Origin of the sequence: Azospirillum sp. RU38E (assembly GCF_900188385.1) — a bacterium.
In the GTDB taxonomy this organism is placed as follows: domain Bacteria; phylum Pseudomonadota; class Alphaproteobacteria; order Azospirillales; family Azospirillaceae; genus Niveispirillum.
Map to the genome: position 1 here is coordinate 1,007,284 of NZ_FZOI01000001.1, position 18,198 is coordinate 1,025,481.

General features: G+C 64.4%; 18 protein-coding genes. 5 read left to right on the forward strand and 13 right to left on the reverse strand.

The window, feature by feature from the left end; translation table 11 throughout:
* Positions 1-4: 4 nt before the first annotated feature.
* Positions 5-691: a transglycosylase SLT domain-containing protein gene (locus CHB97_RS04315; protein ID WP_089286654.1), complete on the reverse strand. Its 687-nt coding sequence runs from the start codon at positions 689-691 to the stop codon at positions 5-7.
* A 334-nt stretch (positions 692-1,025) separates the two neighbouring features.
* On the opposite strand from CHB97_RS04315, the gene CHB97_RS04320 reads away from it, so the two are divergent.
* Entirely contained in the window at positions 1,026-2,321 is a 1,296-nt protein-coding gene (locus CHB97_RS04320; RefSeq protein WP_089286655.1) for a tetratricopeptide repeat protein, read from the forward strand.
* 1 nt (position 2,322) lies between these two features.
* Here the strand turns inward: CHB97_RS04320 and CHB97_RS04325 are convergent, their stop codons facing one another.
* From CHB97_RS04325 to CHB97_RS04335, 3 genes are read right to left on the reverse strand one after another with little or no spacing between them, the layout of a single operon-like run.
* Positions 2,323-3,027 (reverse strand): LrgB family protein, encoded by a 705-nt coding sequence (locus CHB97_RS04325; protein ID WP_089286656.1) that lies wholly within the window; start codon positions 3,025-3,027, stop codon positions 2,323-2,325.
* Entirely contained in the window at positions 3,024-3,398 is a 375-nt protein-coding gene (locus tag CHB97_RS04330) for a CidA/LrgA family protein (protein WP_089286657.1), read from the reverse strand. The genes CHB97_RS04325 and CHB97_RS04330 overlap by 4 nt, the downstream gene beginning before the upstream one ends.
* A 2-nt stretch (positions 3,399-3,400) precedes the next feature.
* The gene (locus tag CHB97_RS04335; RefSeq protein ID WP_089286658.1) at positions 3,401-4,279 is read right to left on the reverse strand and encodes a dienelactone hydrolase family protein; all 879 of its coding nucleotides are present in this window, start codon (positions 4,277-4,279) and stop codon (positions 3,401-3,403) included.
* A 149-nt stretch (positions 4,280-4,428) separates the two neighbouring features.
* Between CHB97_RS04335 and CHB97_RS04340 the strand changes: the two genes are divergently transcribed.
* From CHB97_RS04340 to CHB97_RS04350, 3 genes are all read left to right on the forward strand, one after another.
* Positions 4,429-4,971 carry a Uma2 family endonuclease gene (locus CHB97_RS04340; RefSeq protein WP_089286659.1) on the forward strand — a complete coding sequence of 181 codons (543 nt, stop codon included), beginning with the start codon at positions 4,429-4,431 and terminating at the stop codon, positions 4,969-4,971.
* 351 nt (positions 4,972-5,322) lie between these two features.
* Positions 5,323-7,044 (forward strand): DEAD/DEAH box helicase, encoded by a 1,722-nt coding sequence (locus tag CHB97_RS04345; RefSeq protein WP_244559408.1) that lies wholly within the window; start codon positions 5,323-5,325, stop codon positions 7,042-7,044.
* A gap of 121 nt (positions 7,045-7,165) precedes the next feature.
* Positions 7,166-8,782, forward strand: coding sequence for a peptide chain release factor 3 (locus tag CHB97_RS04350; protein ID WP_089286661.1), 1,617 nt, complete (start codon positions 7,166-7,168; stop codon positions 8,780-8,782).
* A 60-nt stretch (positions 8,783-8,842) separates the two neighbouring features.
* Here the strand turns inward: CHB97_RS04350 and CHB97_RS04355 are convergent, their stop codons facing one another.
* Together CHB97_RS04355 and CHB97_RS04360 are read right to left on the reverse strand one after the other, a co-directional pair.
* Positions 8,843-9,313, reverse strand: a complete 471-nt coding sequence (locus tag CHB97_RS04355) for a hypothetical protein (RefSeq protein WP_089286662.1) — start codon at positions 9,311-9,313, stop codon at positions 8,843-8,845.
* Between the two features lie 214 nt (positions 9,314-9,527).
* Positions 9,528-10,370 carry a cell envelope integrity EipB family protein gene (locus tag CHB97_RS04360; RefSeq protein ID WP_143270703.1) on the reverse strand — a complete coding sequence of 281 codons (843 nt, stop codon included), beginning with the start codon at positions 10,368-10,370 and terminating at the stop codon, positions 9,528-9,530.
* A 269-nt stretch (positions 10,371-10,639) separates the two neighbouring features.
* Between CHB97_RS04360 and CHB97_RS04365 the strand changes: the two genes are divergently transcribed.
* The gene (locus tag CHB97_RS04365; RefSeq protein ID WP_089286664.1) at positions 10,640-11,341 is read left to right on the forward strand and encodes a GGDEF domain-containing protein; all 702 of its coding nucleotides are present in this window, start codon (positions 10,640-10,642) and stop codon (positions 11,339-11,341) included.
* A 169-nt stretch (positions 11,342-11,510) separates the two neighbouring features.
* Here the strand turns inward: CHB97_RS04365 and CHB97_RS04370 are convergent, their stop codons facing one another.
* From CHB97_RS04370 to CHB97_RS04395, 7 genes are all read right to left on the reverse strand, one after another.
* Positions 11,511-13,022 (reverse strand): AMP nucleosidase, encoded by a 1,512-nt coding sequence (locus tag CHB97_RS04370; protein WP_244559379.1) that lies wholly within the window; start codon positions 13,020-13,022, stop codon positions 11,511-11,513.
* Positions 13,023-13,186: 164 nt separating this feature from the next.
* Positions 13,187-13,738 carry a cytochrome b/b6 domain-containing protein gene (locus CHB97_RS04375; protein WP_089286666.1) on the reverse strand — a complete coding sequence of 184 codons (552 nt, stop codon included), beginning with the start codon at positions 13,736-13,738 and terminating at the stop codon, positions 13,187-13,189.
* Positions 13,739-13,742: 4 nt separating this feature from the next.
* Positions 13,743-13,910, reverse strand: a complete 168-nt coding sequence (locus tag CHB97_RS26295) for a hypothetical protein (RefSeq protein ID WP_160105551.1) — start codon at positions 13,908-13,910, stop codon at positions 13,743-13,745.
* A gap of 100 nt (positions 13,911-14,010) precedes the next feature.
* Complete coding sequence (gene ftsY / locus CHB97_RS04380) at positions 14,011-15,306, reverse strand: signal recognition particle-docking protein FtsY (RefSeq protein WP_089286667.1); 1,296 nt, start codon at positions 15,304-15,306, stop codon at positions 14,011-14,013.
* A complete protein-coding gene (mtaB, locus tag CHB97_RS04385; RefSeq protein ID WP_089286668.1) occupies positions 15,306-16,655 on the reverse strand; it encodes a tRNA (N(6)-L-threonylcarbamoyladenosine(37)-C(2))-methylthiotransferase MtaB in 1,350 nt (449 codons plus the stop codon). Before mtaB ends, ftsY begins: the two co-directional genes overlap by 1 nt.
* Entirely contained in the window at positions 16,652-17,494 is an 843-nt protein-coding gene (dapF, locus tag CHB97_RS04390; RefSeq protein WP_089286669.1) for a diaminopimelate epimerase, read from the reverse strand. Before dapF ends, mtaB begins: the two co-directional genes overlap by 4 nt.
* Before the next feature lie 144 nt (positions 17,495-17,638).
* Positions 17,639-18,088 (reverse strand): DUF29 domain-containing protein, encoded by a 450-nt coding sequence (locus tag CHB97_RS04395; protein WP_089286670.1) that lies wholly within the window; start codon positions 18,086-18,088, stop codon positions 17,639-17,641.
* Positions 18,089-18,198 lie beyond the last annotated feature (110 nt).

Below are 18,198 nucleotides of genomic sequence, written 5' to 3' on the forward strand. Positions count from 1 at the left end.
CCGATCAGCCAACCGGCGTATCGCTGTGCTGTTCAAAGGCGCGGCGGGTACGCGGGGCGATGGACGGGGCGTCGGCGGCACCGCAATTGCGGGCATCAATCAGTGAAGCGCTCTGATCTGCACCAAGGCTCACCAACTGGCGCTGAACCTTGCACTGGTAGGCAGCGGCCTTGAAGCCGGCAGAGCCATTGTAACGGGCGACAGCGCCAGCCCAGCTCCCCAGTTCCTGACGCAACTGCACCAGATATTTGGCAGCGTAGCGGACATTGGCTTCCGGATTGACGATCTTTTCGACCGGGCGGAAGGCCTGCTTGTGATGGGCCAGGGAGAGCTGCATACAGCCGGCGAAAACGCCGTCGCGCAGGTTGCCCTTGCTGTCACGCAGGTAACGGGCGGCTTCCGTCTCATTCCCTGGGAACACGGCACGACCGCGCACGTTCATGATATAGGGGCTGGGCGTACCGCCGCCACCGCTCTCCACCAGGGAGACGGCCAGCAACATGCCCTTGGGGATGTTGAATTCTTTTTCAGCAGCCAGGATATTATCGGTGCAGCCGGCCTGGGCCTGCCCGGCGACGAGACCGAGACCGATAAAGGCAAAGGCGCCAGCGGCGATGCGGGAGATGAGGCGACCGGACGCAAATCGGCTGGGCTTGGCCTTGCGGTGCTCACGCATCGTCGTATCGGTCATCCCAGGCTCCAGTCCGTTGGTGGCGTCAGGTCCGGCCAATCCGGTTCTTTCCGCCATCTGCCCGCTTGTGCGCGGGCGCCGCAATCAGGCCACCGTTACGAAATGCGGTGACCGCTCCCTATATCGAACACCGGCTCCATGCGCCGGCCGCATATCAATCCCAGATGCCGCGCATTGGGTCAACCAGAAAAAACTCTAACTGGTGCGGCAAAAGCACAGAAAGACTCCTTTTTCAGCAAAAGGGCCGGGTCTGCCCAGCGTGGGCCGCCGGCTCTCGCCGGAAAAGCGGCGTGATATAGCAGCGTCATCCGCCCTTCCTGCCCACAAGACGATCATGACAGACACCCTCGCGCGCGCCTTCGAACTGCTGGACCAGGGAGATCGCGGCGGCGCCATCGCCATCCTGTATCAGGCAACAGAACAGGGGGCAGGGGGGGAGATCGCCGGCCTGCTGGCCGAATTAAGGGCTGAAGCGGGGGAGCATGAACAGGCCGTCGCCCTGTTCACCCGCGCGCTGGCCGATGACCCCGGCCATGGGCCGTGGCGGCGGGCCCGCCTGTCATCCCTGATGCAGTTGCCGGCAAGGCGGGAGGAGGCGCAGCGATTTTGCGCGGAAATACTGGCCCAGCGGGGAGACGACCCGACCGCCCATCGCCACATGGCCCGCCTGTGCCTGGAGGCGGGGAAGATTGAGGCTGCGGTTTCCCATGCGCGCGAGGCCATCTTCCTGGCCCCGCATGATCTGGAGTCGCTAGGCGACATTGCCGATATTCTGACGACAGCCGGTGAGCCCTTGCCAGCGGTGGAGGCCCTGGCCGTCGCCCTGGCCCAGGCCCACCCGGCCGACCCGGCCCTTCCCTTTGCTGCCGTGGCCCAGGCGCGCGGCTGGCTGGCGCTGGCCGAACCGGCCAAGGCGGCCACCAGCCTGCGCCGGGCGCTGGAACTGGACCCCGGCGATTCGGCGGGTGCCCAGGGGCTGCTGGACCAGTTGGAGGCGGCCGATGCCCCGGCCGACCTGCCGGCCACCTTCGTGCGCGCCCTGTTCGATACCTATGCCGACCGGTTTGACCGCGAACTGGTCGGCCGCCTGCATTATGACGCGCCGGCGGCGTTGCGGGCGGTGCTGGACGAACAGGGTATTGCCGGCGGGCGCGACGTGCTGGATGCCGGCTGCGGCACCGGGCTGGCGGGGCTGGCCGTGCGCGACATGGCGCGCCGTCTGGCGGGGTTCGACCTCTCCCCCCGCATGGTGGAGAAGGCCCGTGCGCGGGACATCTATCATGAATTATGGGTGGGTGAACTGGTGGAAAGCCTGACGCAGCGCCCCGCCAGCGCCGATCTGCTGCTGGCGGCCGACGTGCTGGTTTATCTGGGCGATCTGCGGCCGGTGATGGCGGCGGCAGCCACTGTTCTGCGGCCGGGCGGGCTGTTTGCCTTTACCTGTGAACGGGTGGACCAGCCGGATGGCTTCCTGCTGCATGAAGGCCGCCGCTTCGCCCATGCGGAGGCACATGTGCGGCAGGCCCTGGCGCAGGCGGGCTTCAGCATTCTGACCCTGTGCCATCACAGCACCCGCATTGACCGGGGCCAGCCGGTGCCGGGGCTGATCTGCCTGGCGCAACAAGCGTGATTTAACCCATCACCAACACCGCCAGCGATACCAGCACGGCGGTCAACAGGCCGGACAAGGCCATGGCGATGCCGCCATAGGTTCCAGCCTTGGGATCGATCTGGAAGGCGGCAGCCGTGGCGATGCCGTGCGCGGCGCAGCCCATGGCCGTGCCCATGGCGCGTGGGTCGCGCAGGCCCGCCAGCCGCAGCACGCCGGGGCCGATCATGGCCCCCAGGATGCCGGTACCCAGCACCAGGGCGGCGGTCAGCGAGGGCAGGCCGCCGATCTGTTCGGCAATGCCCATGGCCACCGGTGCCGTCACCGATTTCGGCACGATGGAGGCGACGGTCAGCCGATCCGCCCCCAGCCACCAAGCAAGCCCCACCGCACTGCTGATCGCCGTGACCACACCGGACAGGATGGCGGCCAGCAGCGGCAGGGCCATGGCGCGTACATCATGCCGGTGTGTCCAGAACGGCACGGCCAGACAGACCGTTGCCGGCCCCAGCATGAAATGCACGAACTGGGCGCCGGCAAAATAGATGGGGTAGGGGGTGTTGGTGGCGAACAACACCCCCATCAGCAACAGGATAGACAGCGCCACCGGGTTGGCCCAGGGCGGCCGCCCGGCCTTTTCATGCACCCAGCCAGCGATCAGAAAGGCCAGAATCGTTGCCGTCAGCCAGAAAAGCGGCGTGGTCGCCAGATAGACCCAGAGATTCATAAGCTTATTTTCCCCCGCCGCCTTTCCTGCCAGCGTGCCACCAACGTGAAGACCCCCCCGGTGACCAGCAGGGTCAGGATGGTGGAGCCGACCAGCGCCACACCCACCGCCAGCCATTCCGCCGCCAACCGGTCCAGATGCTGGATCAGCCCCACCCCCGCCGGCACGAATAATAAGGAGAGATGGCGCAGCAGGCCGTCGGCGAAGCTGCGCAACGCCTCCCCCGGCCCGCCGCGCCAGACGATCAGCGCGAACAACAGCACCGCCCCCAGCACCGGGCCGGGCAGGGGCAGGGTGCTGGCCCGCGCCAGCGCCTCCCCCAGCAACTGGCAGAACAGCACCAGGGCGATGGCCGCCAGAAAGGGTGGCATGATTACCCGACCTTGTTGGCCTTGAACCAGCCGATGCAGCGCTTCCAGGCGTCCGCCGCCTCTTCCGGGCGATAGCTCGGCCGGTAATCGGCATAAAAGCCGTGCGGTGCTTCGGGATAGACATGGATGTCGCTGCTGGTCTTGCCCGCCGCCTTCAGGGCGGTGCGCATCCGTTCCACATCCTCCAGCGGGATGCCGCTATCCTTGCCGCCATAAAGCCCCAGCACCGGGGCATTCAGCTTCTGCACCAGATCCACCGGCACCATGGGCTGCAGCGCCGTCCCCGGCGTGACCAGCCGGCCATACCAGGCAACACCGGCCTTCACGGCCGGATTGTGGGTGGCATAAAGCCAGGTGATGCGCCCGCCCCAGCAGAAACCGGTTACCCCCAGCCGGGCCGTATCGCCGCCATTGGCCTTGGCCCAGGTGACGGTGCTGTCCAGGTCGGCCATCACCTGCGCATCGGGCACCTTGTTGACGATATCCTTGATCAGGGCCTGAATGTCGCTGATCCCGGCGGGATTGCCCTGGCGGGCATAAAGCTCCGGCGCGATGGCCAGATAGCCTTCGCGGGCGAAGCGGCGGCAGACATCCTTGATATGTTCATGCACCCCGAAAATTTCCTGCACCACCAGCACCACGGGGAACGGGCCCTTGCCCGCCGGCTGGGCGCGATAGGCGGGCAGTTCGCCGTCGCCCACGGGGATTTTCACCTCACCGGCCAGCAGCCCGTCGGCGGGCGTGGTGATGGTCTGGGCGGAGACGGGCAGGGTGGACAGGGCGAACCCGGTGGCAAGGCTGGTCACGGCAAACATCCGGCGGGTCAGGGGGGCGTTGACAGCACCCAGCAGGCACTGGGCTTCGGCGTCGGTCTGGTGCATGGAACCTCCGTTTCCTTCGCCCATCAGGCGAAACGCCGGGGAGTATAGTGCAACCCTGTTTCCCTTCAATCCGCCACGGGCTTGATCAGCGGCACGGACGGGGCCATCATCCTGAATAGATCAAGCCCCTGGTCGGGAAAGGGTTCGCCATGGCAGGCGATGCGGTGCAGGCGCTGATGGATGTCGAAACCTTCCTGACCTGGGGGGATGGCACCGATACGCGCCATGAACTGATCGATGGTCACCCCGTGGCGATGGCCCCACCATCGGAGGCGCATTCCGTCATTGTCGGCAATCTGGCGGCGGCCTTGCGCCAGGTTTTGCCGCCGGGCTGCCGTGTTGCGGTGGAAGCCGGCATCCGCCCGCCCCATCGGTCCCAACGCAATTATTATCAGGCTGATATCGTGGTGATCTGTGGCGGTAAGGTGGGGGACGGCACGCCGCCCTGTCTGGTGGTGGAGGTTTTGTCGGACAGCACGATGGACCATGATCGGGGCCGCAAGCTGCATGATTACCAGTTCATCGAAACGGTGCGTGAGGTGCTGCTGGTCTGGTCCGACGAACGCCGGGTGCAACTGGTCAGCCGGGTGCCAGAGGGCTGGTTGCAGCGTAACTTCATCGGCGATGCAGTCCTGCCGCTGGCCAGCCTGGGCGCAGAAATTTCCCTGGAAGAGATTTATCAGCATATCTGACGGGCCACGCCCTGCGCCGGGCGCTGCCCAGCCCTGTGGTGGAATTGTCTGGCGTTGCGGCGGCAATGCCCCTATCTATCCGCCATCACCGAGTGGCTGAGGGGCCCCGGCGGACCTATGTGCCGCCCTATTGAACGCCCCGAGATTGAGTCGGGTCGTATCAAGGTGCCTGTCCCCGGTGGATGGCTGCCCCCTTCGCTCTCCGAACAAGTCAAGCCGCTCATGCGCAATCGCGTTGGTGCCGCAAAGTCCGGCACCCCGCAGCCTTTGCGCTTTGCCCGTGCCCCGCCGCTTGATTGCGGCGGTGGGCGAAGCCTTGGGTCGTCTGCTTGAGAAGATATCGCTTTGACCGTGACCATTACCTTTGCCGAACTCGCCCTTCCGTCCACCCTGCTGCAGGCCGTGGAAGAACTGGGTTATGTCAATCCTACCCCCATTCAGGCCCAGGCCATTCCGGCAGCCCTGGAAGGCCGCGACGTTGTGGCGTCGGCCAATACCGGTACCGGCAAGACCGCGGCCTTCGTGCTGCCGGCGCTGGCCCGTATCGCCGCCACCCCGCGTGATGCCGGTTCCTGGGGCCCGCGCGTCCTGGTGCTGACGCCGACCCGCGAACTGGCCACCCAGGTGCTGGATCAGGTGCGCATCCTGTCCAAGTTCGGCCGTATCCAAACCGGTTCGGTGCTGGGCGGTATGCCCTATCGCGCCCAGATTGAAATGCTGCGCCGCCGCGCCGACCTGATCGTCGCCACGCCGGGCCGCCTGATCGACCATCTGGAAAATGGCAAGGTCGATCTTAGCTGCGTTGAAATGCTGGTGCTGGACGAAGCTGACCGGATGCTGGACATGGGCTTCCGCGATGCGGTGGAACAGATTGCCGGCGCCTGCCCGGAAGCCCGCCAGACCATGCTGTTCACCGCCACGCTGGACCGCACGGCGGAAAAGCTGGCCAGCAGCCTGACCAAGAATCCCGTCCGCGTGGACGTGGCCGGCAAGACCGTCACCAACATTTCCATCACCCAGCATTGGCTACGCGCCGACGGGTTGGACCATAAGCACAAGCTGCTGGCCCGCCTGCTGGAGGATGAGGCTTTCGGCAAGGGCATCGTGTTCATGGCCACCAAGGCCGATTGCGATGTGATGGCCGATCAGCTTTCCGACAAGGGCCACCGCGCCATGCCGCTGCATGGCGACATGCAGCAGCGCGAGCGTAACCGCGTGGTGCAGTGGATGCGCGATGGCCGCATCAATGTTCTGGTCGCCACCGATGTGGCTGCCCGCGGCATTGACATTTCCGACATCAGCCACGTCATCAATTTCGACCTGCCGCGCGTGGCGGAGGATTATGTCCACCGCATCGGCCGTACCGGCCGCGCTGGCGCCACCGGCATTTCCTACAGCCTGTTCACCCGCCAGGACCGCAATCTGGTCCGTGCGATTGAACAGTACACCGGTCAGCCGCATGTGCAGACCACCCTGCCGGGCCTGGAGCCGATGCCGGAGCAGGAGCGCAAGTTCCGTCCCGCTGGTGCCGGCGGCAAGCCGTTCGGCAAGGGCGGCTATGGCGGCGGCAAGTCCTTCGGTGGCAATCGCGGTGGCTATGGCCAGGGCGGCGGCTATCGTGGTGGCCCGCGCCGTGAAGGCGAACAGGGCGGTCAGGGTGGCTGGAACGGCGAGCGCCGTGAACGCCGTGAGGACCGTTTCGCCGCCGGTGGCGAGCGTGCCGAGCGTCCGGCCGGCGAAGGCCATCAGCCCCGCCAGCACGAACAGCATGGCGACCGTCCGCATCATGGCGGTGAACGCCGTGGCTGGTCCCCCGATGCCGCCCCGGTGGGCGGTGAGGTGGCTGGTGAGCGTCCGGCCCGTGGTCCGCACCCGCACAAGACCAACCCCTACAAGCCCCATGCCAGCAAGGGCCGTCCGCACGGCCATGGTGGTGAAGGCCGTGCCGATTTCCGCGACCAGGGTGGTAATGCTGGTGGCGAAGGCCGGCGGGAATTCCGCGGCGAACGCCGTGGTGAGGCCCGCGAAGCCGGTGCCGGTGCTGCCACGCGCCGCCCGTTCCGTCAGGGCTGATCTGTTGTAAATTCTCCCCCTCTCCCGCTTGCCAGCGGGGGAGGGGTTTTTCATTGCCTGCCCGGCCAGGGTTCCGTTAAGTCACCCGGCACGCCGCATTCCAAGCAGCAGAGTATCGTCCATGCCCGCCAATATCCTTGAAGAAGAAGTCGCCAAGCGCCGCACCTTTGCCATCATCGCGCACCCCGACGCGGGTAAGACGACGTTGACGGAAAAGCTGCTGCTGTTCGGTGGCGCCATCCAGATGGCGGGTGCCGTGAAGGCGCGCGGGGAGCAGCGGCGCGCCCGGTCGGACTGGATGAAGGTGGAGCGGGAGCGCGGCATCTCCGTCACCGCATCGGTGATGAATTTCGATTATGCCGGTCGTACCTTCAACCTGGTGGACACGCCGGGCCACGAGGATTTCTCCGAAGATACCTATCGCACGCTGACCGCCGTGGACAGCGCCGTCATGGTGATCGACGCCGCCAAGGGCATCGAGGCACAGACGCGCAAGCTGTTCGAGGTGTGCCGGATGCGCGACGTGCCCATCATCACCTTCGTCAACAAGATGGACCGCGAGGCGCGCGACCCGTTCGAGCTGATGGATGAGGTGGAGCGTGACCTGCAGCTTGAGGTCACGCCGGCCTCCTGGCCCATCGGTTCCGGCTCCGATTTCCGGGGCTGTTATGATCTGATCCGCGACCGGCTGATCCTGATGGATCGCCGTTCTGGCGATGTGGCGACCGACGGCATTGAATGCAACGGCATTGATGATCCCAAGATCGACCAGTTGATCCCCGCCGATCAGGCGGCCAAGCTGCGCGAGGATGTGATGATGGTGCGGGAACTCTGCCCGCCCTTCAACATGGAAACCTACCGCGAAGGCCACCAGACGCCGGTCTTCTTCGGTTCCGCCATCAATAATTTCGGCGTGCGCGAATTGCTGCTGGGGCTGGCCGAATATGCCCCGCCGCCGCGCCCGCAAAAGGCAGATGGCCGTGAAGTCGAGCCGGATGAGGGCAAGGTCACGGGCTTTGTGTTCAAGGTCCAGGCCAATATGGACCCCAACCACCGCGACCGTATCGCGTTTTTCCGCCTCTGTTCCGGCCATTTCAAGCGCGGTACCAAGCTGAAACATATGCGGTCGGGCAAGTTGCTGGCGGTCAATAATGCCGTGCTGTTCCTGGCGCGTGACCGGGAACTGGCGGAAGATGCCTTCCCCGGCGATATTATCGGCATTCCCAACCATGGTACGCTGCGCATCGGTGACACGCTGACGGAAGGCGAGGATTTGCGCTTCACCGGCGTTCCCAGCTTCGCGCCGGAACTGTTGCAGCGCGTGCGCCTGGATGACCCGATGAAGGTGAAGCATCTGCGCAAGGCGCTGGAACATTTCGCCGAGGAGGGTGCCTCGCAGGTGTTCAAGCCCATCGTCGGTGCCGACTGGGTGGTCGGCGTCGTCGGTCAGTTGCAGTTCGAGGTGTTGGCCTCACGCATCGAGGCCGAATATGGCATGAAGGCCCGGTTTGAGACGGCGGGTTATGATGCCGCCCGCTGGGTGGAATGCGACGATCCGGTGAAGCTGAAAGCCTTCATTGACAGCCGCCGGGCCGATATGGCGGAAGACCATGATGGCGCCCTGGTCTATCTGGCTCGCAATGGCTGGCAGTTGAACCGCGCGCAGGAGGATTTCCCCGAAATCCGCTTGCTGAAGACGCGCGAGCAGAACAAGCAGGTGACGACGGCGGCGGCCTGATCCGGGTTCCGTGTCACGGGTAAAGCAAAGGCCGCCGGGGCGATCCGGCGGCCTTTCTTCTTAAAGGGCGGCGATGGTGATCATGATGGTGTCGCTGTAATCACCGGCGGTGGCCTGCGGGCGGGCGGGCACCGTGACCTGCAAATCCTTGTTATTGTCCCCAACGCTGGGCCAGAAACGCAGCCACATCCATTCCCCGCTCAACGACAGCAGGCCGGACCCATCATATTGCACCTGATAAGGGATGCGGTTGCCACGCTGATCTACCAGCGCACCGCGATTGGCCGAGCTGATACCGACGACAAAGCCGAACTGATTGCACTGCTCATTCACCGTACCGACGGTGACAGAGGATTCCCCTTTACCAAGGTTCAGGCCGCGCGCCAGATCGTTGATCTTCAACTCGCACACCGTTTCCATCTTGCCACGCAGCTTCAGGCTGTGGGCAGACGCCGTGCCGGTAAGGCCGACGAGAACAGGCAACAGGAGGGCGATGAAGGCGATGGCCTTCTTGGCAAAAAAACGGGTCATGGCACTACCTCGGTTCCTGGTGGCCTTTTCGGCCTTATCCGGTTTCTAAACCGGTCTCAGGTAAAGGGCAAATTTCGTGCCATTATTGGGATGTGGTGGTATCGCCCTGAAAAACATGGAAATCAGCATCCGTGAGCTGATTTCCATGTCGCTATTTGCATAGTGCAACGGTGCTTGGCCGCGTATTTCTTTGCTGATGGCATTGCATTATGCATCAGCAGGCGGGGCTTGAGACCTTCTCCAGATTCTCCAGCTCCATCCGCACCCGGAAGTCGCCGTAATCCACCAGCATGGAACGCATGACGCCGTTTTCCAGCAGCTCCATGCTGGTTTCATATTCCGGCAGCGGCTCCCCCGGTGCGGTGGGGAAGAAGGCCAGGGAGACCTGCCAGGCCTTGGCGGCCAGCAAATCCTTGTCCTTCACCTTGATCTGCGCCGGGGCAGGAGGGCGCAGCTTGCCCAGGACCGTGTTCACCTCGCTGGCACCTTCCGCCTCCGCCCCATCGAAAATGGGGACGGAGAACAGGTTGTCATCGGTGCCGACCTGCGCCAGAACCCGCAATGTGTGGGCCGAGGGGAACATGGTGCCGGGCTTCAGCGCCACCGTCTTGGCCTCCGGCTTGTCATAGCGCGCGCTGCCGCCCTTGGCCTTGTCCAGATTGGCGCCGCCAGACAGCTCCTCATCCACCTCCCCATTCACCAGCTTGCGCACATTGAAGCGATAGGCCGAACCGTCCTTGGCCTCCCAGGTGGCGTAGTTGGTGACCAGTTCGGTCTCCTCCCCCTCACTATAGGCGAATTTCACCTGGAAACGCTGGTTGATGGTCCAGCCATCACAGGCATCGTTGAAGGCGAAGCTCATCTGCCCGCTGACATCCGAAATGCCGCTTTGTAGGCGGGCATGATCCAGGCTCAGCTTATAGGTGGCCTTGTGCGGGGCGATGTTGGCAGTGCCGGCCCCGGCAGGGGCAACCGCCCCGCCCAACATCAGCAGCGACAGCAGCAGGGCAACGGGGCGGCGATGGGCGGAACGGGGGGCGGCGACGGGAGCGGACACGTTGCAGGTCAACCCTTGGAACGGATAGGGGCCCCCATCTTGCGCTTTGCAGCAAGGCGCTGCAATGGACTTTCAGGGGGATGGCCCAAAGGGGGCGGGGCGGCAGCTTCTGCCGATATCGGCCCGTCAGCAGGGGCAGAATTTGCCGGGGGGCGGGAAGTGCCTCCGGCGCCCATGGCCATAAGTCGCTGATCTGACATGAAGTCCCGGTTGGCATGTCGGTTGCTGCTGTATGGGCAACCAGCGTCTCCGTGCAATGGAGCTAACCGATGACCCTGCTTGATACCAACCTTGCCGTTCCGCTTGCGGCCTCCGCCCTTGGCTTGGCGGTTGGTGTTGAACGCGGGCTGCCTTTCCCGGCCCCCCGGCGCCTGCCCCCGGATGATGCGGCCTATGGCAAGCTGCTTCAGGATGCCATGCTGCGGCTGCGGGCGGCCGAAGCCCGGATTGCCGAGCAGAAGGAACGGATTGAGCATCTGGAAGCCTTGGCCATGACGGATGAGCTGACGGGGCTGCCGAACCGGCGCGGCTTTGTTGATGCGTTCCGCCGCGAACTGGCCAGCGCGCGCCGCAGCGGCAAAGGCGGGGTGCTGGCAATTGTCGATCTTGACGGGTTCAAGGCCATCAATGATGTGCATGGCCATCTCTGCGGCGATCATTATCTGCGCCAGGTGGCGCGGGCGCTGGCCGATAATGTGCGGGCCCATGATGTGGTGGCCCGGTTCGGCGGCGATGAATTCGCCGTACTGTTGACGGATGTGGAGGCGGGCCAGGGGGCCGAGCGGGCCAAAGCCCTGTCGCGCCGCTTCAATGCGCTGACCTGTCGCTGGCAGATGCTGGATCTGCCCCTGCGGGCCAGTTTCGGGGTGGAAGCCTATGGCGCCAATGACCGGGAAGAAGAGGTCATTCGCCGGGCAGACGCCGCCATGTATCAGGTCAAGAAATCCAACAGGGTGGCACGGGCGGGATAAAATCAGCGCTGGACTGCCATCCGGCCCGGTTCCCGCATCCACCATCCTGCGGCCCCTGCCAGGGGCCATTTGGAAGAGAGGGGCCTGTTCCTCCCGCCGGAACAGGCCCCTTCCTCATCGATATTAATCTCCCTCAGACGCCGGGCGGGCGCTTCCGCTCCCTTGGCGTTTACTGGAAGGCCGCCTCGGCGAAGCTGCGCAGCTTGCGGCTATGCAGGCGGGCCAGCCCGTAATCCCGCATGATTTCCATTGCCAGCATCCCGATGGCCAGATGCTGATCCACACGGGCGCGGTAGAAATGGTTGGCCATGCCGGGCAGCTTCAATTCCCCATGCAGCGGCTTGTCCGACACGCAGAGCAACGTGCCGTAGGGCACGCGGAAGCGGAAGCCATTGGCGGCCACGGTGGCCGATTCCATGTCCAGCGCGATGGCGCGGGACTGGCTGAAGCGCTGTACCGGTTCGCTATGGTCGCGCAGTTCCCAGTTGCGGTTGTCGATGGTGGCGACGGTGCCGGTGCGCATGATGGATTTCAGCTCCCAGCCCTTCAGGCCGGTCACCTTCTCCACCGCCCCTTCCAGGGCCACCTGCACTTCTGCCAGGGCCGGAATCGGCACCCAGGTGGGCAGATCGGCATCCAGCACCTTGTCTTCACGCACATAACCATGGGCCAGCGCATAATCACCCAGGCGCTGGGTATCGCGCAGGCCGGCACAATGGCCCAGCATCAGCCAGACATGCGGGCGCAGCACGGCGATATGGTCGCTGATCGTCTTGGCGTTGGAGGGGCCGACGCCGATATTGACGATGGTGATGCCGTTCCCATCCTTGCGCTTCAGATGGTAGGCCGGCATCTGCGGCAGGCGGGCCACCTTGGTGCCGTCACATTCCTTGCCGGGGAACAGGTGCTGGTTCCAGGTCACATGGTCGCCCGGTTCCACAAACGCTTCATACTGGCTGCGGTAATGCTGGGTCGCCGGATCGTCCGACGGCTCCATGATCTCCAGCCCGCGCCGCACGAATTCATCGATATAGAACTGGTAGTTGGTGAACAGCACGTAATTCTGGAAATGGTCCGGCTTGGTGGCCGTGTAATGTTTCAGCCGATGCAGGCTGTAATCCACGCGCGGCGCGGTGAACAGCGCCAAGGGGCGCGGCGCGCCGGGCGGGGTAACATGGGTGCCGTTGACAATACTGTCATCCATATAGACCAGATCGGGCAGGTCGAAATAATCGCGCAGCTGGTAAAGCCGCTCCGGCGTCAGATCGCCTTCGACATGCATCCCCTCCGGATAGGCGAACTGGATGGGGATCGGCGTATCGCTGATGCCCACTTCCAAGGGCACGCCGTGATTCTTCAGCAGCAGGGAAAATTGATGTTGCAGATAATGGTCGAACAGGTCCGGCCGCGTGATGGTGGTGCGGAATGTGCCCATGCCATGCACGAATCCATAGGACAGGCGGCTATCGACGCGGGGTTCGCTGTCCATACGCAGCTGAATGAACGGGTAGCAGGCGCGGACACGGCCGCCCAGATCTTCCCCATGCGCAAAGGCGGAAAAACGCCCGCGCAGATACGCCACCGCCTCATCATAAAGCGCCCGGACACGGGCGTAAGCGGCCTCGGCGTCGGTGAAGCTTTCCACCGAATGGTCAGTTACAAAATTTTTGGGTGAGTTCACTGTGCAAGCTCCTATGAGTTTGCACTTTTTTATGCGCCCGTTCGGGGTGCTTTGGGAAGAGGGCATTTTGTGAAGACTTGACGAAAGCGGAAGCGGGTGGCGCGGGTGACACAGGCGCATGGTGCTGTTTGGGTGGGGCCGCCAAGGCGGCCCTACCGGTATCATCACGGACGCTTGAGGCCGGTCACCATGGAGCGCACCAGATTTTCCCGGTGCAGCAGGCTGGACAGCAGGACGCCGGCCACATGCAGGCAAACCAGGATCAGGGTACCCGTCGCCGCCGCCTCATGCAGTTCTTCCACCTGATGATGGGTCAGGGGCAGGCCGGGCACCCCGAATTTCAAGGCCACACCGCTGGCGGTGGTGAACAGCAGACCCACCAACAGGGCCACGATCATGGCACCGCCGGCCGGATTATGGCCGACATAACGGGCAGCACGTCCCCGCAGCAGATCGCCCAGATAGGCGAAAAGCGTACCCGGTGAGGGAACGAATCCGGCAAACCGAGCGTGGGCCGGGCCGGTCAGCCCCCAGAAAGCCCGGATGGCGATGATGGCCAGGATGGTGAAGCCCGCCGCCATATGGGGCAGCATTATCTCTTCCGCTGTCAGCCAACTGATGAGGAAGGCGCCCGCCAGGGTCCAGTGCAGTGCCCGGATCAGCCGGTCCCAGACCGGAATGGGGGCGGCGCTGTGGGGGATATCAAGCGTGCTCATGGCGTCAATCCTCCCCTTTTTCATCATGATCGGACTCATGATGCTGGGGGGACGGGGCGTCGCCGGCACCGGCAGGGCGGGGGATGGCGCCGGCCTGCGCAAGCAGGGCATAGCCACCAACGGCGACCGCGCCCAACAGCAGGAACACGGCGGAGAATTTGCCGTAATTCATGGGGATATTCCTGAAAGGGGAGGGCGGGGTTCCGCCCTCACACCATCAGCAATAATCCCTTATCCCTGAACTGGCCCTGAATGGGGCGTTCAGATTGGGTTCAGCCTTCCAGCCCGACCAGGGCGCGGGCAAAGGCACGGGCCTCGAACGGGCGCAGATCGTACACGCCTTCGCCCACACCGATGGCATGAACCGGCAGATTGAACTTTTCCGCCAGCGCCACCAGCACGCCACCGCGCGCGGAGCCATCCAGCTTGGTCAGGATCAGGCCATTGATGGAGACCATGTCTTTGAACACCTCCACCTGGCTGTGCGCATTCTGGCCGGTGGTGGCATCCAGCGTCAGCAGGGTGGTGTGGGGCGCGTCGGGCTGCAGCTTCTTGATCACACGAACGATCTTGCGCAGCTCTTCCATCAGGCCGGCCTTGTTCTGCAAACGGCCGGCCGTGTCGATCAGCAGCACATCGGCCCCGGCAGCGGTCGCCCGCTCCAGTGCCTCATAGGCCAGACCGGCCGCATCAGCGCCGGTCGGCTTGGAGATGACCGGGCAGCCGGTGCGATCACCCCAGATTTGCAGCTGGGAGACGGCGGCGGCGCGGAACGTGTCGCCGGCGGCCAGCCAGACATTCTTGCCCTCCGCCCGGAACTGGCGGGCCAGCTTGCCGATGGTCGTCGTCTTGCCGGTGCCATTGACGCCAACCAGCAGGATGACATGCGGCTTCTTGGTGGCATCGATCACCAGCGGCTTGGCCACCGGCTCCACGATCTTCTGCACCTCTCCGGCCAGATAATCCTTCACCTCTTCGGCCGAGACTTCCTTGCCGAAGCGGGTCTTGGCAAGGCCATTGGCCAGCCGTGCCGCCGTGACCGGCCCCAGATCGGCCCGGATCAGCAGTTCCTCCAGCTCCTCCAGCGCCTCATCATCCAGCTTCTTCTTGGTGAAGATGCCGGTGATGCCGTCGGTCAGGCGGGCGGTGGATTTGGACAGGCCATCCTTCAGCCGGGAGAACCAGCTTTTCCGTTCCGGCTTGTCCTCCAGCTCCGGCAGCGGCTCATCCACCGGCGATACAGCCGGCGGGGGCGGGGCGACAGGGACCGGAGGCAGGCTCGCCGCCGGTTCTTCCTGCGCCACTTCCACCGGGGCCGGTTCAGGTGCCGGCACCGGTGGGACAGGGGGGGGAACAGGCGCTGGCTCAACCGCCTTCTGCTCGACCAGCGGCGGGGGTACCGGAATGGGGGCCGGCGTTTCCGCCGCCGCTTCCTTCACCGGTTCATCGGGCACCGTCGCCGCCGGCACCGGTGCCACCACCGTTTCCGTTTCGGTGACAGGGCCGCGCCGCCGCAGATCATTTTCAGGTGCGGGCTGCGGGGTTTTCTTCTTGAACCAGTTCAGCATCAGTCAAGGACCGTGGCGGTAAGTTGATGGCCGGCAATGCCGGTAATATGGGCGCGCAGGATCGTTCCGGCTTCATAATGATCGGGAACTTGCACTTCGGCAAAGCCCTCATTCCGGCCCAGGCCAGGCTTTTCAACCAATACGCTGACGGAACGACCCAGCTGAGAGGCCAGATAGCGGGCCACCTGTGCCTCCCCCGCAGCGCGCAGCCGGGCCGCGCGTTCCTTGCGGATGGGGCCAGGCACCTGGGGCATCTTGGCGGCGGGCGTGCCAGGGCGTGGGCTGTAGGGAAAGACGTGCAGCCAAGTCAGCCCGCATTCTTCAACAATGCGCAGGCTGTTCTGGAACATCTCTTCCGTCTCCGTCGGGAAACCGGCGATGATGTCGGCACCGAAAACAATGTCGGGACGCAGGGAGCGCGCCTTTTCGGCAAAGGCGATGGCATCATCGCGCAGATGGCGGCGCTTCATCCGCTTCAAGATCATGTCGTCGCCGGCCTGCAGGGACAAATGCAGATGCGGCATCAGGCGGGGTTCTTCGGCGATCAGCCGCCACAGATCCTCATCCATCTCCACCGCATCCAGGGAAGACAGGCGCAGGCGCGGCAGTTCCGGCACGGCGGCCAGCAGGCGGCGGGTCATCTGGCCCAGGGTCGGCTTGCCCGGCAGATCGGCCCCGAAAGAGGTGATATCCACCCCGGTCAGCACCACCTCATTATAGCCCGTCGCCACCAGGGCGCGGACCTGGGCGACAATCTCCCCCATCGGCACAGAGCGGGAATTGCCCCGGCCAAAGGGGATGATGCAGAAGGTGCAGCGATGGTCGCAGCCATTCTGTACCTGAACGAAGGCGCGGGCGCGGCCCTCCATCCCCTGGATCAGATGGCCTGCCGTCTCCGTCACGCTCATGATATCGTTGACGGCGACCCGTTCCGCCGTGCCGGTGCCGAAATCGGCCCAGGGGGTGGCGGTCAGCTTGGCATCATTGCCCAGCACATGATCCACCTCGCCCATGGCGGCGAACTTTTCCGGGTTCACCTGGGCGGCACAGCCGGTGACAATGATCTTCGCCTCGGGCCGCTCGCGGCGCATCCGGCGGATGGTCTGGCGGGCCTGACGCTCCGCCTCTGCCGTGACAGCACAGGTATTGACGATCACCACATCCGCCAGCCCGGCTTGACGCGCATGGGTGCGCATCACCTCTGATTCATAGGCGTTCAGCCGGCAGCCGAAGGTGACCAGCGTGGGTTCCCCGGCCCCGCCGGTCACTTCCGCCGGGCCGCCTTCGCCACCTTCATGCGCATGGTCATGCAGGTCGGCGGCATCGGGCAGGTTGGTTTCCACGCTCATGCCGGCACGCCCAGCAATTCCGGCCCCAAGGTGCCCCGGAAGGATGTCGCCACCGGGCCGGTCATCAGTACATGGCCATTTTCCAGCCATTCAATGATCAATGCGCCGCCATCCAACGTCACCGTCACACGGCGACCCTGGACCAGCCCGCGCCGGATGGCGGCCACGCCAACGGCGCAGGCACCCGACCCGCAAGCCTGGGTGATGCCGGCCCCGCGTTCCCATACCCGCATCCGCACCGCTGCCGGGCCGGTGACATGTGCCACCTCAATATTGGCGCGGTTGGGGAAGATGGGATGGGTTTCCAGCACCGGGCCGAAGCGCGGCAGGTCCACCGCGTCCGCATCATCCACGAAGAACACCGCATGGGGGTTGCCCATATTGACGCAGACCGGATCGGCCAGCGGCCCTTCGGCCAAATCGACATGGGCGGTATCGGTGGCATGGGCCAGCGGGATCGCCTGCCAGTCCAGTCGGGCCGGCCCCATATCCACCGTCACCAGCCCATCGGCGCGGATGCGGCAGGCCAGCAGGCCGGAAATGGTCTGGATGGTCAGGTGGTCCCGCCCCAGATCGCCCGCCACCAGGGAGGCGACGCAGCGCGTGGCATTGCCACAGGCCCCAGCCTCGCTGCCATCGGGGTTCAGGATGCGCATGAAGATATCGGCGGCCGGATCGACAGGCGGTTCAATGACGATCAACTGGTCGTAACCGATCCCTTTTCGCCGGTCGCCAATGGCGCGCGCCTGCGCTGCCGAAAAGCGGATCGGTCGGGTGCGGCCATCCACAATGACAAAGTCATTGCCCAGCCCGTGCATCTTGAGAAAGTCGATCATCATGATGCGGCTTTATATGGCGATCCGGGGGCAGAGGTAAATGGCCGTCCCGTCAGGGGCGGGAATGCGTGGGGCAGGGGGATGGGGTGGACGAATCAGGATGAGGGGGGCACTTCATTTTTGATGATGGCAGCTGTCAGGCCGCGTTCAGTGTTGCCCATTCCCCGGCCAGAATTCAGCATTGATGATCGCGTCAAAACCCCAGGGGCAAGCGGTTGGGAAGGTCGAACGGGCAAGGCCGGTTTCCGCCGTTGCGCTGTTGCGGGCCCGTTCGTAAGCCGCCTGGATGGCTTCCGGAAGCTTGGCTTTCAGGCTGGGATTGTCCGCAAGGTGCTCTTCAATATCCAGCCGCTGGTTGCGGATGGTCGCTTCCCAACTGGCACCGCGCCGCTCCGGCTGGTACTGCCATTTCAGGAGATGCAGCAGTAGAACGACAAGGCGGCTGATCAGTTCGCGCTTCTCGGTCTTGCCCATGCTCTCGATTTCCTCGGCGATGTGGGCGATGTCCGCCACGTCCAGCTTCCCGGCACGCAGCAAAGCCGCCTGTTCGTTGGCCCAGGCGTAGAAGTCGCGGTCGTACAAGGTCGGGTCGCTCATGGGCGATACCTCTCATGAAGTGGGGCAAGCTGTCGTGCTGGCCCCACTTATGTTGATACGTATCAGGCCGTAATTAATCTAAGCGATCATAAAGCGGATGGCAACGCGCC

Excerpts from the sequence above, each read along its gene's own strand:
- CHB97_RS04315 (WP_089286654.1), bottom strand. The coding sequence starts at position 691 with ATGACCGATACGACGATGCGTGAGCACCGCAAGGCCAAGCCCAGCCGA.
- CHB97_RS04320 (WP_089286655.1), top strand. The coding sequence starts at position 1,026 with ATGACAGACACCCTCGCGCGCGCCTTCGAACTGCTGGACCAGGGAGAT.
- CHB97_RS04325 (WP_089286656.1), bottom strand. The coding sequence starts at position 3,027 with ATGAATCTCTGGGTCTATCTGGCGACCACGCCGCTTTTCTGGCTGACG.
- CHB97_RS04330 (WP_089286657.1), bottom strand. The coding sequence starts at position 3,398 with ATGCCACCCTTTCTGGCGGCCATCGCCCTGGTGCTGTTCTGCCAGTTG.
- CHB97_RS04335 (WP_089286658.1), bottom strand. The coding sequence starts at position 4,279 with ATGCACCAGACCGACGCCGAAGCCCAGTGCCTGCTGGGTGCTGTCAAC.
- CHB97_RS04340 (WP_089286659.1), top strand. The coding sequence starts at position 4,429 with ATGGCAGGCGATGCGGTGCAGGCGCTGATGGATGTCGAAACCTTCCTG.
- CHB97_RS04350 (WP_089286661.1), top strand. The coding sequence starts at position 7,166 with ATGCCCGCCAATATCCTTGAAGAAGAAGTCGCCAAGCGCCGCACCTTT.
- CHB97_RS04355 (WP_089286662.1), bottom strand. The coding sequence starts at position 9,313 with ATGACCCGTTTTTTTGCCAAGAAGGCCATCGCCTTCATCGCCCTCCTG.
- CHB97_RS04365 (WP_089286664.1), top strand. The coding sequence starts at position 10,640 with ATGACCCTGCTTGATACCAACCTTGCCGTTCCGCTTGCGGCCTCCGCC.
- CHB97_RS04375 (WP_089286666.1), bottom strand. The coding sequence starts at position 13,738 with ATGAGCACGCTTGATATCCCCCACAGCGCCGCCCCCATTCCGGTCTGG.
- CHB97_RS26295 (WP_160105551.1), bottom strand. The coding sequence starts at position 13,910 with ATGAATTACGGCAAATTCTCCGCCGTGTTCCTGCTGTTGGGCGCGGTC.
- ftsY (WP_089286667.1), bottom strand. The coding sequence starts at position 15,306 with ATGCTGAACTGGTTCAAGAAGAAAACCCCGCAGCCCGCACCTGAAAAT.
- mtaB (WP_089286668.1), bottom strand. The coding sequence starts at position 16,655 with ATGAGCGTGGAAACCAACCTGCCCGATGCCGCCGACCTGCATGACCAT.
- dapF (WP_089286669.1), bottom strand. The coding sequence starts at position 17,494 with ATGATGATCGACTTTCTCAAGATGCACGGGCTGGGCAATGACTTTGTC.
- CHB97_RS04395 (WP_089286670.1), bottom strand. The coding sequence starts at position 18,088 with ATGAGCGACCCGACCTTGTACGACCGCGACTTCTACGCCTGGGCCAAC.